This window comes from Bacillus sp. AFS029533, assembly GCF_002585125.1.
GTDB lineage: Bacteria > Bacillota > Bacilli > Bacillales > Bacillaceae_G > Gottfriedia > Gottfriedia luciferensis_B.
Genome location: NZ_NUQC01000021.1, coordinates 446,594 through 463,205, shown reverse-complemented (window position 1 = coordinate 463,205; position 16,612 = coordinate 446,594). Strand labels below are relative to the sequence as shown.

The 16,612-nt window shown below is 34.9% G+C and carries 10 protein-coding genes and 1 pseudogene; 9 read left to right on the top strand and 2 right to left on the bottom strand.

Annotation, left to right across the window (positions count from 1 at the left end):
* Position 1 precedes the first annotated feature (1 nt).
* Positions 2 to 445: a MarR family winged helix-turn-helix transcriptional regulator gene (locus COE53_RS13215; RefSeq protein WP_025568496.1), complete on the bottom strand. Its 444-nt coding sequence runs from the start codon at positions 443 to 445 to the stop codon at positions 2 to 4.
* 173 nt (positions 446 to 618) lie between these two features.
* Between COE53_RS13215 and COE53_RS13210 the strand changes: the two genes are divergently transcribed.
* The 8 genes and pseudogenes from COE53_RS13210 (at position 619) to COE53_RS13175 (ending at position 14,059) form a co-directional block, all read left to right on the top strand.
* Complete coding sequence (locus COE53_RS13210) at positions 619 to 1,497, top strand: YitT family protein (RefSeq protein WP_025568495.1); 879 nt, start codon at positions 619 to 621, stop codon at positions 1,495 to 1,497.
* Between the two features lie 181 nt (positions 1,498 to 1,678).
* Positions 1,679 to 3,337, top strand: coding sequence for an FAD-binding dehydrogenase (locus tag COE53_RS13205; RefSeq protein ID WP_025568494.1), 1,659 nt, complete (start codon positions 1,679 to 1,681; stop codon positions 3,335 to 3,337).
* Between the two features lie 236 nt (positions 3,338 to 3,573).
* A pseudogene (locus COE53_RS13200) lies at positions 3,574 to 4,341 on the top strand (SDR family oxidoreductase).
* A gap of 191 nt (positions 4,342 to 4,532) precedes the next feature.
* Entirely contained in the window at positions 4,533 to 6,251 is a 1,719-nt protein-coding gene (locus tag COE53_RS13195; protein WP_098948224.1) for an alpha-keto acid decarboxylase family protein, read from the top strand.
* Between the two features lie 530 nt (positions 6,252 to 6,781).
* Positions 6,782 to 7,729: a LacI family DNA-binding transcriptional regulator gene (locus COE53_RS13190; protein ID WP_069035069.1), complete on the top strand. Its 948-nt coding sequence runs from the start codon at positions 6,782 to 6,784 to the stop codon at positions 7,727 to 7,729.
* A 43-nt stretch (positions 7,730 to 7,772) separates the two neighbouring features.
* The gene (locus COE53_RS13185; RefSeq protein ID WP_091022603.1) at positions 7,773 to 8,543 is read left to right on the top strand and encodes a Cof-type HAD-IIB family hydrolase; all 771 of its coding nucleotides are present in this window, start codon (positions 7,773 to 7,775) and stop codon (positions 8,541 to 8,543) included.
* A 155-nt stretch (positions 8,544 to 8,698) separates the two neighbouring features.
* Positions 8,699 to 9,703 carry an alpha/beta hydrolase gene (locus tag COE53_RS13180; protein ID WP_091022600.1) on the top strand — a complete coding sequence of 335 codons (1,005 nt, stop codon included), beginning with the start codon at positions 8,699 to 8,701 and terminating at the stop codon, positions 9,701 to 9,703.
* Between the two features lie 255 nt (positions 9,704 to 9,958).
* On the top strand, positions 9,959 to 14,059 hold the full coding sequence (locus COE53_RS13175) for a S8 family serine peptidase (protein WP_091022598.1): 4,101 nt from the start codon (positions 9,959 to 9,961) through the stop codon (positions 14,057 to 14,059).
* Positions 14,060 to 14,143: 84 nt separating this feature from the next.
* Here COE53_RS13175 and COE53_RS13170 read toward each other — a convergent pair whose 3' ends face one another.
* Complete coding sequence (locus COE53_RS13170) at positions 14,144 to 15,820, bottom strand: M4 family metallopeptidase (RefSeq protein WP_069035065.1); 1,677 nt, start codon at positions 15,818 to 15,820, stop codon at positions 14,144 to 14,146.
* A 565-nt stretch (positions 15,821 to 16,385) separates the two neighbouring features.
* On the opposite strand from COE53_RS13170, the gene COE53_RS13165 reads away from it, so the two are divergent.
* Positions 16,386 to 16,568, top strand: a complete 183-nt coding sequence (locus COE53_RS13165; protein ID WP_069035064.1) for a hypothetical protein — start codon at positions 16,386 to 16,388, stop codon at positions 16,566 to 16,568.
* Positions 16,569 to 16,612: the final 44 nt, after the last annotated feature.

Here is a 16,612-nt window from a genome sequence, read left to right as displayed (position 1 = left end):
CTTATTCCCCCTGTTTAGTAACCTCCGACGCTTTCATATTGTTCATCATTTTTTGAAAAACTTGAAGTGCAATATCAAGCTCTTCATCGGGTATATCTTTAATAACATCATTCTCAAATGAGATGATTTGCTCTTTCCAACTATCATATTGATTTATAGCTTTATCAGTTAGATGAATCATTTTTTCTCTTTTATCTGTTCCTTCTTTGCGAACAATTAAGTCTAAAACTTCCATCCTACGTAGTGTTCGTGTAAGGGTAGGTGGCTCAATATTCAAATTCGAACAAATTGTTCGTTGAGTACATGGTCCATGTAAATGGATATAGTGAATAACAGACCATTGTGCCAAATACAATCCAGTAGGAACAAGATGCTCATTAAATGATTTCGAAAACTGACGTGTAGTTTGATTTAATAAAAAAAAGAAAGGCTGCTTTTTGCGCATAAAAAAGTCTCCTTGGAAAATTAGTTAGCTAGCTAATTAAAATAGTTGTCTAGCTAATTATATTTGAACAAATTGTGAATGTCCAGTGAATGAACTTAATTAGTATAAATTGAGCATAAGAGCAAATATTAAATATAGAAAAATTTTACAAAACAGTTAGGACGGTATTTGAGATGGCAGAAGTAGTACATTCAACAAACGGGAAATCTCATAAAATGAAGATTTTACAAAGAACAATCGCAATGTTAGTTGGTTCCTTACTTGTAGCGACAGGTCTTGAAATATTTTTAGTTCCAAATGATGTTATTGATGGTGGAATAACAGGTATTTCGATTATGGTTTCCCATCTTACAGGGCTTCCACTTGGCGTATTTCTTTTTGTATTAAACCTACCATTTTTTTATTTAGGTTATAAGCAAATAGGGAAAACATTCGCGATTTCGACGATTCTTGGCATCACTGTTCTTTCTTATTTAACAAGCAGGTTTCACCATATCTCTGCTTTTACGGAAGATATTCTACTAGCAACAATTTTTGGAGGAATGGTCGTAGGTGTTGGAGTAGGATTAGCCATTCGATTTGGTGGAGCACTAGACGGGATTGAGATTCTAGCGATCATTATTAATAGCAAGATTCCTTTTTCCGTTGGTGAAATCATTATGGTTTTCAACTTATTTATTTTAGGAGCTGCTGGATTCATCTTTTCTTGGGATCGAGCAATGTACTCAATAATTGCATATTTAGTCGCATTTAAAACAATTGACATCGTAGTAGAAGGATTAGAACAATCAAAATCAGCATGGATCATTAGTGACAAAAGTGAAGATATTGGAGAAGCAATTCTTTTTAAAATGGGCCGTGGTGTTACCTATATAAATGGAGCAGGTGCATACTCAGGTGAAACGACAAAGGTTATCTATTGTGTTATCACTCGATTAGAAGAAGCAGAATTAAAAACAATTGTCGATGACATTGACGAAAGTGCCTTTTTAGCAATTTCAGATATTGCAGAAGTACGTGGTGGAAGATTTAAAAAGAAAAACGTACATTAGGACTGTTCAACAAAAGCATTGAAATATGGAGGAAGGTTCAAAAGTGGTTTGGACCTTCTTTGCTTTTATTCTCTTGCTATTTGCTGTATTATTTATTTGATAACTGAAAATTTAGAAAACTATTTTGTAGATAAATTTATAATTTGATAGATTAAAAGGCTTAAAAGGAGGGAGAAGTTGAATGGAGAAATTCGATGTGATTGTTGTTGGAGCAGGATTGGCTGGTTTAGTTGCAACTGCTGAGATAGCTGATGCTGGGAAAAGTGTATTATTACTAGACCAGGAACCGAAAGCATCAATAGGTGGTCAAGCTTGGTGGTCATTTGGTGGGTTATTTTTAGTAGATTCTCCAGAGCAACGTAGATTAGGTATTAAAGATTCGAGGGAATTAGCTTGGCAGGATTGGCTTGGAACAGCAGGATTTGATCGAGAAGATGATGAGGATTATTGGGGAAAGAAATGGGCAGAGGCATATGTCGAGTTTGCATCAGGAGAGAAGAGGCAATGGCTTTATGACATGGGGGTGAGATTTTTTCCAATCGTCGGTTGGGCTGAACGTGGGGGATATCTTGCAGAAGGACATGGGAATTCAGTGCCCCGATTTCACGTAGTATGGGGTACAGGTCCTGGAATTGTTGCGCCTTTCGAACGAAGAGTTCGCGAGCATATGAAAAAAGGTTTAGTAGAATTCAGATCCCGACATCGTGTAGATCAACTACTAACACAAGATGGAACTGTAGTCGGAGTAAGTGGTTCTTTATTAGAACCAAGTAATTCAGAGCGAGGAGAAGATAGTTCTCGAGAAGTAATTGGTGACTTTCAATATGGGGCAAAGGCGGTTTTAGTATCAAGTGGCGGTATTGGTGCGAACGTTGATTTAATACGCCAAAATTGGCCAAGTCGATTAGGCACTCCGCCAAAAAGAATGATATCTGGTGTACCGGCACATGTTGATGGTCGAATGCTTGCCATTACTGAAAAAGCTGGTGGTCGAATTGTTAATCGTGATCGAATGTGGCACTATACTGAAGGCATAAAAAATTGGAATCCTGTATGGAGCAATCATGGAATCCGTATTCTTCCGGGACCATCATCAATTTGGTTAGATGCACGTGGACAGCGCTTTCCTGCACCTAATTTTCCTGGTTTTGATACGTTAGGTACATTACAAGCCATTCAACAAACTGGTTATGATTACTCCTGGTTTATTTTAACGAAAAAAATTATACAAAAAGAGTTTGCACTTTCAGGTTCAGAACAAAATCCTGATTTAACTGGAAAAAGCATAAAACAAGTGATGAAACGGGCAACTTCAGGAATACCAGCACCTGTAAAAGCTTTTATGGAAAAAGGAGAGGACTTTGTTGTTGCAGACACGTTAAAAGAGCTTGTTGAAGGCATGAATAAAATAACCGGGGAAAATTTACTAAACTATGATGTAATCGAGCGTCAACTGATTGCACGTGATCGTGAAATGGATAATAAATTTACAAAAGACTTACAAATCACTGCCTTAAGAGGAGCACGAAATTATATTGGTGATAAATTAATTCGTGTTGCGTCTCCTCATAAAATTTTAGACCCAAAAAATGGTCCGTTAATTGCTGTTCGTTTAAATATTGTAAGTCGTAAAACACTTGGTGGACTTCAAACAAATTTAGATGGGAATGTATTAAATTCTTCAGGTGATGCAATACCTGGACTATATGCAGCAGGTGAAGTTGCTGGATTCGGCGGCGGTGGTGTACATGGTTATCGTGCAATGGAAGGAACATTTTTAGGTGGTTGTTTATTTTCAGGTAGACAAGCAGGTAGAGCGATTAGTAGAGAGTTAGAATAAACTCGAACTCTTCAAATACATGCGTTTGATCGACAAACTAGTCGATCTTATTTTTTTCTTTAGTTGACTTAAACCATAGTTTAAGTCGTATGATAATCATGTTGACATTGATCGATTATTGATTGGGGCTTCTAATGAAATATTGCTCAAGTACAGAAGCAACCTTAAGATCAAATTATTAATAGAGATTGGCTTAGTTAGTAACATATAGAAAAAAATAGAAATGAGGAATTAACATGAAACTTTCAGGTAACACAATCCTTATTACAGGTGGTAGTACTGGTATTGGATAAGCTTTTGCAGAACGCTTTATTAAATCAGGAAATAAAGTCATAGTGACTGGGCGACGTGAAAATGTACTTGAAAATGCTAAAGAAAAATTTCCCGATCTTATTACACATGTGAGTGACTTGAGCTCTGAACCAGAACGCGTATCATTGTTTGAGTGGGTAACAAAGAACTATCCAGAAGTAAATGTGCTAGTAAATAATGCAGGGATTCAACAACGTTTTAATATTTTAAAATCAGATGCCAAGAACGATTGGAAATATTTTAATAATGAAATCATAACTAATATTGAAGCACCAATCCATTTGTCTATGCTGTTTGCTCCATATTTTGCTACAAAAGAAGCGGCAACGATCATTAATGTTTCATCGGGATTAGCTTTTACTCCATTGGTCATTGCGCCAATCTATTCAGCAACAAAAGCAGCAATCCATTCATTTACTATGAGTTTACGTCACCAACTTTCCGAATCATCTGTGGAAGTAATTGAAGTTGCTCCTCCGGCAGTTAATACTGATTTAGGCGGTGCAGGATTGCATACTCACGGTGAACCTTTAGATGAATTTGCAGATGGGATTTTCATGGAATTAAAAGAAGGGAAACAAGAAATCGGATATGGAACTTCAGTTGAACGACTTCGTATGTCGCGAGATCAAGTAGATGAACATGTTACAAATATGTATAATATGTTGAAAAATACAATTCAACAACATTAGTTCAGCAGTATTTTTTTTTTATGAAGTAAAAACGGGCAAATTCGTTAATTCGGATTTGTCCTTTTGGTGCTTTATATTGATTTTTTCCTTATTCCCAACAATTGTATAGCCTGTTCTATGATAGGGTACGAATAAAAAGGGTACTAAAAAACTGAACAAGCTATTGATATTGGAAAAGGAGTGGGTGTGTAATGGATAAAAAGAATACAGTCAGTCCCGACACACATGCTAGTATGGCACAAAAAACAGTTGGGCGGTTTTTGTTTGATTGCCTAAAGCAAGAAGGGATTACTGAAATTTTTGGCGTCGCAGGGGACTATAATTTTTCATTACTTGATACGTTGGAGCGATATAACGGAATCCAGTTTATAGAAGGACGGAACGAACTAAACGCGGGTTACGCTTCGGATGGTTATGCAAGAATCAAGGGGATTTCTGCTCTTATTACAACGTTTGGTGTTGGGGAGTTGAATGCATGCAATCCAATAGCTGGCGCCTATAGTGAACACGTTCCAATAATCCACATTGTTGGTTCACCAAAAGAGAAAGATCAAAAAGAGCACAAGCTGATGCATCACACTCTAATGGATGGGGATTTCAATGTATTCCGCAATATGTATAAACAGATAACAGCCTATAGTGCTGTACTCACACCTGAAAATGCCATGATTGAAATTCCTGCTGCTATTCGAATTGCAAAAGAAAAGAAACAACCTGTTTACCTTGTTGTGGCCGATGATTTAGTCGATCAGCCGATTATGGACAAGATAGAGCCAACACCACAACAAAAAACATCAAACATAAAATCTCTTCAAGCTGCGACAGATCATGTCCGTCAGCTACTAGAATGTGCAAAGCGGCCAGTTATCCTAGTAGATGTAAAAACGATACGTTTTGGCCTTCAGGCTGCAGTTCTGCAATTGGCAGATGCGATGAATATACCTGTTGCATCCATGATGTTCGGTAAAGGCGCATTTGATGAAACCCATCCTAATTATATCGGTATGTACTTAGGCTCGTTTGGCTGTTCTGAAGTTCAAAATAGGGTAGAAAATGGAGACTGTATCATTGCGATTGGCTTGGTACCCGCGGACACCAACACAGCGAATTTTACCGCAAAACTGAATTCAATGGTGACCATTAATATCCAATCGGATCTAGTGAAGATTGCTGAGGCGGTATACCAGAACGTTCTAGCTACTGACATGCTTCAGGCGATACAAAAAGTGGGGTATAAAGGTCAAGGCTTACCAGGAAAAGTGTCATTTCCATACGATCAATCCAATGTAAGTAATGATGAACCACTTAAAGCGGCCGACTATTATCCAGTTTTTCAACGGATGCTGAAAATGGACGACATTATGATTGTTGAGATTGGTACATTATACAATGGTATGGCGGAAGTGAGATTGCCTAGTAATATTACATATATTGGGCAAGGAGGCTGGGGATCCATCGGATATGCAACCCCTTCGACGTTTGGTGCCTGTATTGCAGCCCCAGAGCGTCGGGTGTTGCTGTTTACTGGTGATGGCTCACTACAGCTAACTGCACAAGAAATCAGCTCCATGCTCTATTACGGCTGTAAACCGATAATTTTCGTCTTAAACAATGACGGTTATACAATCGAAAAATATTTAAATGTTAATACGAAAAATCAAACATACAACAAAATCCCTAGGTGGTCTTACACTAAGCTAGCTGAAGCTTTTGGAGGCAATGCGTTTACTGCTATTGTTCATACTTATGGAGAGCTTGAACAGGCAATAAACCAAGCTGAAATTGAATGTTCCGAAAGAGTCAGTATTATTGAAATGATTGTAAAAGACCTATTGGACGCACCAGAAAATATGAAAAAAATGTACAAGTATTTGGAAAAGCAGGCAATGAAACGCAACCAAAATAGTTAATATAAACAAAAAAGTTGGAATCAATAAAACAAATGATCTCAACTTTTTTTAATTGTCTTTTTCCCTATATTTCTAATGGCTATTTGTTCAATAAATCGAGTGATGAAAACCTTAATTTGCTTTATTGTAGCATACTTGAAATTTAATTTAATTTTTGTCTTGACTTGAAATCCATTTCATAAATTAGATTGAAAGTAAGCCGATTTTCTACGAGATGTGAAAAAAGATGAACTTAATAGGTTAACTATTATCACAATGGATATTCATTGTTTGACAATACAGGGTTATTGGAAATCTTTGAAGATTTGTTTTTAACTTATAAAAGGTTATATATTGTAAGCAGTAAACTATAAAATAGTAAAAAATCTTTCTAGTTTGAGGAAGATATTGAACATTCTATTCTCTTTGTAGGAGAACACAGGTTTACGAAATATGACATACAGAGGAAGAAACCTTATATGAATGGTTTTAAGAAATTGAATTTAAATATGTAAAATTCCTTAAAATTTATACTATGTTGGCGGTGTAAGATGACAAATATTAACGATATTGCAAGATTAGCAGGTGTATCCGTTTCGACTGTTTCTAGGGTACTAAACAATTATAAGTATGTTGCTAATGATAAACGAGAGGCTGTTCTTAAAGCCATTGAAGAAATGAATTATACGCCAAATAAAAATGCAATTGATTTAATTCGAGGAGAAACAAGAGCAATAGGTGTTATTCTCCCATATAACAACAATCCAGCGTTTGATCAAATTTTAAACGGTATACTGAACAAGGCATTAGAGAAAGATTTTTTGATAACGGTACTTCCTTCAAATTATCGTAAAGAAAAAGAAGTCGAGTATTTGCATAAATTAAAAAGCAAGCTGTATGATGGCATCATTATCACGTCACGAGCAAATGATTGGGAAACAATCATTCCATTTAGCAAATATGGTTCAATCGTTGCTTGTGAATATACCCAACACAAAGAGATTGGCTGTTCCTATTTGGACCGCTATTCGTCTTATCTAGATGCCTTTCAATTATTAAAAAACAAAGGACATGATGTGGTAGCATTCACATCTGCTAGGTTAGAAAGTAATAGCACGAAGCAATTGATTGATGCTTATATTGAAATATTTGGTGAACTTCAACCTGAATACCATCTATCAGAATGTCATTGCTTAGAAGACGGATATGAAGCAGCAAAGAAATTTATGCATTTACACAAAAAGCCAACAGCTATTTATGCAAATGGGGATGAAGTGGCTGGTGGAATGTATTTATACGCAAAGTCGCAACAATTAAAAATCCCTACTGATTTAGCAATCATAGGTCAAGCAAATCAACCAATTGGGATCGGTATGGGAATTTCTACAGTGGATCATCAATTAACGAAAGTTGGTGAACAAGCTTGTAGCCTTGTAATAAAGAAATCTAGAGACAAAGTAAAAATACCTTATCAAATTATTGAAAGAGATTCTGTTTAATGTAAATCAAAGATAAAAAATAGAGAAAATGTGGGGAAAGAAAATGCGGGAAAAATTTATTGTTTTTGACATAGATGGAACATTACTTACGACTGAAATGAAGTTTCTAGACAGTACGAAACAAGCTTTGGTTTCTCTAAAAGAAAATGGCCATGAAATCGTAATCGCGACAGGAAGAGACTACACTTCTGCAATATCGATCGTCGACGAACTCGAAATTGATACTTATGTTTTATGCAATGGATCTGTAGGGTTTGTCCGTCATGAAATAGCTCATGAGGAAATATTTTCAAAAGAATCTATTTTGAAACTAATTGAAATTGCGATTGAAAACAATGATCAGATTGTGTTCCAAACATTGAAAGGGGTAAAAAGACATTTTGAAGAACCTGGAGAGTCGCTCACTACGGCCTATGAAAGTCTAGGTTTAATTATCCCTGACTTTGATGAGATGTATTGGAAAGAAAATTCGATTATTCAAGCTATGCTGTTTTGCAAGAATGAAGATCTTCACAAATATGATATTAACGAATTCCGATATGTGAGTTGGCACCAATTTGGCTCAGATGTCATCCCTAAAGAAGGATCGAAGGCAAAAACAATTTTGAAAATTGCTAAGGAAAATGGATTTAAGCAAGAAGATATTGTTTTCTTCGGTGATGGAATGAACGACATCGAACTAATGGAGCTTTCAGGAATTGGTGTTGCAATGGGAAATGCTGAAACAGCGGTTAAAGAGAAAGCTAATTTAATCACAGATAGCTGCAATGAACATGGCATTTATAATGCTCTTAAGAAAATGTTATTAATCTAATACGTGAAAGAAATTAGATTAACCTTGAAAAGTTTGAAATGCTTTGTAAGCTCGACTTGAATATTGATAACTGGCTTAAATACTGTCTTCATGTATGATAATTTTGGAAAATCGAATAATAAGCTTCAGTTAACTCTTTTATCAGGAGGATAAATATGAAGCGCACTTTTAAAATAATTGGAATTTGTTTACTTATATTGATCATAATTAGTGTTGGATCGATATTTCTATCCCCAAGACCTGTAACGTGGTTTTTGAAAAAGTCTTTTGCCGGTGGAATTGAAGTAGAGGCAGCTGATTATGGCATAGCAAAACAAAAAACAAGTATGGATACTGATATTGAGTACTCAACAAAATATAAAAGCAGTACTTTTGATTTGATTAAGTATAAAGGTGATCTGAAATACGTTCCAACCATTTTTTGGATTCATGGTGGTGCTTTTGTAGCGGGAGATAAAAATGATGTACGGAAATATGCTACATATATAGCAAGTCATGGGTATAATGTAGTGAATATAAATTACCCCTTAGCTCCGAGTGTTGCTTATCCAATACCTTTACAACAAATTGATCAAGCGTACCGATTTATTAAAAAAAACGCTGGTAAATATGGACTGGATTTAAACAATATTTATATTGCTGGAGATTCAGCTGGAGCTCAGCTTACAGCACAATTTGTAAGTATTCAAATGAATAAAAACTACTCCAATACAGCTAAAATAGGTCAAAGCGTCGATCCAAATACAATACGTGGGGCAATACTTCTTTGTGGTCCTTATGATCTGAAAGAAGTTCAGACGCACGCTTCATCAACGTTGATGAAATTTGTATTTAAGCGAGTTGGCTGGGCTTATTTTGGAAAATACAACTGGGAAGATGAAAAGATGACAAAGGAATCTTCCCTTTTAAGAAATGTACCAGAAAGATTTGTTTCAACATTTATAACTGACGGAAATACAGGTTCCTTTGAATCACAAGGTAAAAAATTTGCAACATTACTAGAAAAAAGAACAGGTGTTAAACAAGTCTTTTATAGTAAATCAGAAGGAAAACTAGGTCATGAATACCAGTTCCAAATGAATACGAAAGCCGCTCAAAATACATTTAATGAACTACTCAATTTCTTGAATGGTACGAAAGTTTCTCAAATACAACCGTGAGTTCAAAAATAAATAAGAATCAATTTGAATGCAAATGAGATTTCAATGTTTTTGAAGTCTCTTTTTTTGCACTTTGTTTTCTCCTCGGGGCAAAAAAGAATTAAAGTTAATCAACTTTTGATAAATTTCTTGATAGATTACGTCGAAAATCTTTTAGATGTTGATTTGATAAGGGATAAATAACCCGATTGACCGAATATTCAGAATAATTAATAATAAAAGTGATTTTTGTTTCTGAATTTTAGGAGGTAGAGAATGGGAAAACATTTTTCTAGAAGTAAGTTTGTCAAAAGTTTTTCAGTGTTAGCATTATCGTCTGGTTTTATTGTTGGCTCCTTAAGTCATGTAACAATCTCATCAAAAGCTGCAACATACTCGAAAGTAGAAGATATGCTTGCAAATTTATCATCAGCTCAAAGAGCAGCACTTCATCAGCTTTCAACAAGTAATGAGACAGGGCTACAAGTTAATCAAGATATTGATTTAGATTCTACTACTCAAACGAGCGTTATTGTCGAATTTAATAATAAACCTGCAAAAGTCGCTCAGCTTGAATCTTCTTTAAATGGTAAACAGCTCACAAAGAACGAGGCATCAAACCTTGTTGATCAAGACCATGCAACTTTTTCAAAAGATTTAGGACAAGTATTAACCGAAGAAAATCATAAAAGTGTAAATTACAAAGTAAATCGTTCATTTAAGCATGCTTTTAATGGTGTTTCAATGAGTCTTCCAGCAAATCAAATAAAAAATCTACTAAAATCAAAAGCTGTTAAAGCAGTTTGGAGTAATGAAGAGGTACATGCAGATGTAGATAATACTCAAGAAGGATTACAAGCTGGAGGATCAAGCAATGAATCAGCCCTTTCTTTTCTAGGAGTAGATAAGCTTCATCAGGAAGGTATTACTGGAAAGGGAGTTAAAGTAGGAGTAATTGATACAGGTATCGACTATAATCATCCAGATTTAAAGGATGTATATAAAGGTGGATACGATTTTATTGATAATGACAATGATCCGATGGAAACAACATACGAAGATTGGAAAAAATCCGGTTTTGCCGAATTTTACTGGGCTACAGGAGCATCGTATTATACTGAACATGGTACGCATGTCGCAGGAATCATCGCTGGTCAAGGAAAAAATGACGGGGATATTAAAATGAAAGGTATTGCACCAGATGTTGAGTTACATGCATACCGTGTATTAGGGCATTATGGTTCTGGTACAGATTCTAGTGTTTTGGCAGGGATTGATCAAGCTGTAGCAGATGGGATGGATGTCATTAATTTATCTTTAGGTGCAGGAATAAATAATCCTCTGTATTCCACAAGTATTGCAATTAATCAAGCAGTACTCAGCGGGGTTACAGCAGTTATCGCTGCAGGAAACAGCGGAAATGATATGTACACATTAGGTTCTCCAGGTACTGCAGCACTTGCTTTAACTGTAGGCGCAAGTAATGAACCAAATAATTTACATACATATAAGAGTGTACTACAAACAGGTACTGACTCAATTTCAACTGACTTGCAAGAAATGGCAAAAGGATATACAGATCATGTTGAGCAATTAAATGGCCAATCCTATTCAATAATTGAAGTAGGTTATGGTGCACAGTCGGATTATAAGAATAAAGATGTAAAGGGGAAAATTGCATTAATTAGTCGCGGGAATAATATTACTTTAGGAGATAAAGTTAAATTTGCAAAACAAAACGGTGCAGTAGCTGCATTACTTTTTAATAATAATCCAGATGAGGGACTAATACCTGCTTATTTAGGTGATGGATTAGATTATATTCCAACTTTCACCTTAACGAACGCGCAAGGTTTAGCATTGAAATCAAAGATTAATACAACAAGTAAATTTACTTTTAATGAACTTGGACAAATTCAAACGAAAGCAGATGAGTTAGCGGATTTTAGTTCACGTGGACCAGCTCGAGTTACTTACGATATAAAACCAGAAGTTACAGCCCCAGGTGTAAGCGTTTTTTCTACAGTGCCAGCTTATATGATCAATAAAAATACGCCAAATGATTATAAGTATGCGTATGAACGTCTCTCAGGTACATCCATGGCAACACCAAATGTTGCAGGGATGGCGGCACTTTTACTCCAAGCAAAACCAAACATAGAGCCAAGTGATGTCAAAGCGATTCTAATGAATACAGCTACTCCATTAAGTAAGGATTATAGCGTGTTTGAATCAGGTGCAGGTCGAGTAGATATTTATAAAGCGGTGCATTCATCCATTGAAGTGAAAGTTCAAAATGAAACACCAATTTTAAAAAATGGAAAAGAAAAATCAATTAAAGATGAAACGGGTGCTCTTAGCTTTGGTTCAGTCGATCTAAGTGAAGATGTTAACGAAGAACGTAAAGTTGTAATTAAAAATATAGGTAGTGAGGCAAAAACATTTGATGTAGCAGTTAAATTTCAAACAGGACTAAGAGGATCTAAAGATGCCGACAAAAATGGAGTAAAGCTCTCTATCGAACCGACCATTAAGCTACCTGCAAATTCACAAAAAAATACCAATGCTTCAATCTTCATACCGAAAACTGCAGAAAAAGGTAATTATGAGGGATTTATCATCTATACAAATCAGAAAGATCAAAAAGAAACATATAAAGTACCTTTTGCAGTACATGTTGTTGAAGAAGGAATAGCAGTTTTTGAACCATCATCAACTGGGTTATCCGAAGACCATTATAGAGATTCATATTCAAGTCCTAACACAATTAAGGCGATAACTGCTCAGGTTCAAATGAAATCAAATAGTAGAAATATTGATTTCATTTTGGAAGATGGAATGACAAATCAGGAAATAGGTTTTCTTGGAACAGTGAATGGATTTAGCTTAAATGAAGGTGATTTAGTTAATATAAGTCTCTTTAATGGTACGTATTATCCTTTTGATAAAACATCTCCGAACGGTATAAGTTCTACAAGCGTTGTGTTGGGTGAAGGTTTTTATAAGATCAAAATGCTTGCAACATCCGACACTGGTAAACAGTTCATAACATACCGTAATTTAATTATTGATAACAGAAAGCCTAAATATACAATTGATGGTCCAGTAGGGGATATAATTGAATATGAGGAAGGACAAAAATCTGTTACCATAACTGGCTCAGTGTTCGACCAGGATATAGAGGATTATAAAGCAGCTGGAATGAAAATTGATCAATCTGCTAACAAGGTCTACGATATAGCACAAGGAGATATTCCTGTTGAAATACCTGTTAATAAGGATGGTACGTTTAAATATGATGTACCAATAGGCTTGGGGGTAAAGATTGTAAAATTAGTAGTTACCGATTCTGCCGGAAACGGTAGTGTCATTCCTAAAACAATTAAAATCTTGAAAAAAGGTACACCATATTTGACAGCGGTTGTAGATAAAGATACGGCGAAACCGGATGATCTTGTTAAAGCAAAAATCGTTTTAAAAAATGCTGTCGATTTTAAGAAAGGTACGGTAAATTTAAGCGTTCCATCAGACTTTTTATCGATTGAGGATATTGCACTTCATCCAGACTCTAGTAAACTTGGAGAGATAAAGTTTACTAAAACTGTAGGTAATAGTGTGACTGTAGAAGCTTCTGATAATAATACGCAAACTTTAAACGGAGATATCCCACTAGCAGAAGTTACGTATAAAGTAAAAGATTATAACTTTGAAATCAGACCAGATAGTAGTCTTATTTATGCATCTAGCTCATATGTAAACCGATCAGGAAAAACAACTTCTCTTATTACAAATTCACCATATGTTGATTTAGTTCCAACATATTCGAAAATGAAATCTATTTTATATGCTGAAGGTTTATTAACTAGTAGTGGAGCATTTGATAGTAAGAGAGATTACAGTTTAGTAGGAGCGGAAGTGTCGGTCCAAGATTCTACGGGAAATAAGTATGACCAAATTTTTAATAAGTTTGGAAAAATTGAAGCTTTACATTTAGCCCTTACTGATCAACCGTTACGATTAACTGTTAAAGTTCCTGGACATTTTAGAAGTCTTTATGATTTTAATATTGGTATGTTAAATGAAAAAGGTGAATTAACTGGTCAATTTAAAAAGATTAATCTTCCATTATTACTTGGTGGAGATGTAAATGGAGACGACGTAATTGACGTAATGGATGCACTATATATTCAAACATACTGGGGAACAAACAAACGAAGTGCAGATATTAATATGGATGGTAAAGTAGATGCAAAAGACTTTGCATTTGTAGAAAAAAACTACTTAATGCAAAATCCTTCAGTGCAAAATGCACCAAAACCAAAAAGTAAATATAAAATGAAAACATTAGAGATTGTTAAGGAAGAGTTAGGTCTCTAATCTACTACTGCTATAAATTATAAAAACCGATTTCCTTCTATTATGGAAATCGGCTTTTTATTTAACTCAAAATGTAAATTGAAATTATTTTACACCAACTGCATCAAATGCATTATTAACAGTTGTTACCTCAGCAGAGCTTGCACCATATAAGTCAGCAGCAGATTGTACAAGTGCTGCACGAGCTTGACTAAATGTTGCTGAAGAAGTTAAGTAAACTGTATTTGCACGATAGAAAATTTTAGCTAGTTTATCATTACCGATGCCTGTTACAGATACACCGTAATGAGTTCCACCTACTGCAATTAAGTAAGCAGCTTTATTGATGATACTACTATTTGTATGAACGCCTCCATTATCAGAAGTTCCAGTGTAACGTTTTGAGTAGTGATCTGGATCACCGTATTTAGTTGGGTCACTCATTGAACGAAGTGAGTCACCAGCAATACCTGGTGTGTAGATATCCTCACCAATCTCGTAATCTGGATTGTTATTATTATAGAACTCAATAACAGTTCCAAAAATATCCGAAATAGCTTCGTTTAATGCACCAGATTCATTTTGATAGATTAAGTTAGAGCTTCTTTCTGTAACAGCGTGAGTTAACTCATGCGCTACTACGTCAAGTCCACCTGATAAGTAAGTAAATGTTGTTCCATCACCATCACCATAAACCATTTGAGAACCGTTCCAAAATGCATTGTTATAACTACGGCTATAATGGACAGTTGATTTTAAAGCAGCACCATTACCATCAAATGAATTACGTCCAAAAACAGTTTTATAGTAGTCGTATGTTTTTCCAGCATAATAATGTGCATCAACTGCCGCAGCTTCAGCTGTGCTATTTAGTAGTGTGTCAGTGCTTGATAAAAGCGTTCCAGGAAGAGTTGTACGATTAGCTCCATTATATGTGAAAATACCGTTTCCTCTAGTATTGTCTTGTAAATAATAAGTTGAACCAGATTGAGTCATATTTAATGTTTTTGTATCACCAAGTACACCTTTACCTGTTGCAGTTACATTTGTACCAGTAACTGATGGTTTAGCAACTGATGATCCAGCTGATTTACTAGCAGCATGGATGCTATCCATTGTATCAATACTATTGTAGCTATTTAAAATTTTACCAGTTGAAGCTTCAATGAAATAATTATAGTTTCCAGGTTTTGGAGAAAGGAAGTTTAAGTTTACTAGATAAGCATAAGTTGCATTATCACCATTTGTATAAACTACTAGTTGAGCTGTAGGGTCTTTTTCATAGTCAGGGGTATATCCAAGGTCTGCTTCTGCGATTTTGATCGATTTATTAGCGTTAACTTTTTTAGTAGATTTTAACCCTTTTTTAGTATCTAAGTTTGGAATAACTGTACCAGAGAAAACAGTTAGAACTCCATTATCTCCAACTACTGCCGTTTGAGTTGATCCCCATACAGGAACACCGTTATAAACTTGTTGTAGGTGAAGAGCAGTACCGTAAGTATCTTTTTTACTAGACTGAACAATGAACGAATCATCTGCAGACTTCGATCCTAGTTTGAACTTATCTTTGTTAGCATTTACATAAGCTTTTACAACGCCTTCAGCATTTTTAGCTGATGGTTTTGTCAGTTGTCCAGAAACGAATTCAGGAGATCCCACTGATTTGTTGTACTTGTAATTTGATAATACATTTTTTGGTGCAGCATATGTATTAGTTACTGATAAACTACTTGCCGCCAAACCTACCGATAATCCAACCGCTAAAACTTTTTTGTTCATTAAAAATTCCTCCCCTTGGTTAACAATGTGGTATTGAGGAATTCATCGTATCATCTGAAAAACTGGTTTATCAAACTACAAAATTCGGCAAATTTTGCATTTTGTGAGGGAAAAATAAGCGGAAATATCGAAGAAAAAATAATTCAGAATCTTTAAAATAGTTAAAAAGTATCAATTTTAGTTAAAAAATGGTAAATAAAAAATCGAATTTTATTAAGAATATGTATGATTTTGGTTAAAATTAACTCAAAAAATTGGACTCTATGGAGAGAAAAAGTATTAAAATTATTATATTAGTAAATAATTGTTTTCTGTTTTAGTTTGAAGTTAGGACGGAAATACAAAAAAAGCAGAAAAGGTAAAGAATTTCTGCTTTCCTAGTTTTAGTATTCATTTATCATTTTTAACCGACTAGTTGGCCTCGTATCGAAAGAGATTATGATGATATTATTCTAGAAATAAGAAATTCACTGAACTCCGAAAAATTAGTAATTGTCCAACTAAGTATAAAATCACCCTAAAATTACCAAAATAAATAATAAAAACTAGTAAAAGGGTGAGTTACTTGAGTATCGAATTCCAGGTTGGAAAAGATTACGAAAATGGTTCAATTAAAGACGTTTTACACGATTTAGGTTTTCAAGAAGATGGTAGAGCGTATACAAAAGACGGAAAGAGATTTAAGTATGAAGGCTGTGATAAGTATCAAAGCTATATCTTTTCTGTGACGATGAATCAATTAAATTAAAGTTTTATAAATAAAGCTAATTTGTTTTTGGTTTAAATTAGGCT

What these genes read in the sequence shown, in the direction of transcription:
- COE53_RS13205 (WP_025568494.1), top strand. Translation starts at nt 1,679, where the DNA reads ATGGAGAAATTCGATGTGATTGTTGTTGGAGCAGGATTGGCTGGTTTA.
- COE53_RS13180 (WP_091022600.1), top strand. Translation starts at nt 8,699, where the DNA reads ATGAAGCGCACTTTTAAAATAATTGGAATTTGTTTACTTATATTGATC.
- COE53_RS13215 (WP_025568496.1), bottom strand. Translation starts at nt 445, where the DNA reads ATGCGCAAAAAGCAGCCTTTCTTTTTTTTATTAAATCAAACTACACGT.
- COE53_RS13210 (WP_025568495.1), top strand. Translation starts at nt 619, where the DNA reads ATGGCAGAAGTAGTACATTCAACAAACGGGAAATCTCATAAAATGAAG.
- COE53_RS13190 (WP_069035069.1), top strand. Translation starts at nt 6,782, where the DNA reads ATGACAAATATTAACGATATTGCAAGATTAGCAGGTGTATCCGTTTCG.
- COE53_RS13170 (WP_069035065.1), bottom strand. Translation starts at nt 15,820, where the DNA reads ATGAACAAAAAAGTTTTAGCGGTTGGATTATCGGTAGGTTTGGCGGCA.
- COE53_RS13195 (WP_098948224.1), top strand. Translation starts at nt 4,533, where the DNA reads ATGGATAAAAAGAATACAGTCAGTCCCGACACACATGCTAGTATGGCA.
- COE53_RS13175 (WP_091022598.1), top strand. Translation starts at nt 9,959, where the DNA reads ATGGGAAAACATTTTTCTAGAAGTAAGTTTGTCAAAAGTTTTTCAGTG.
- COE53_RS13185 (WP_091022603.1), top strand. Translation starts at nt 7,773, where the DNA reads ATGCGGGAAAAATTTATTGTTTTTGACATAGATGGAACATTACTTACG.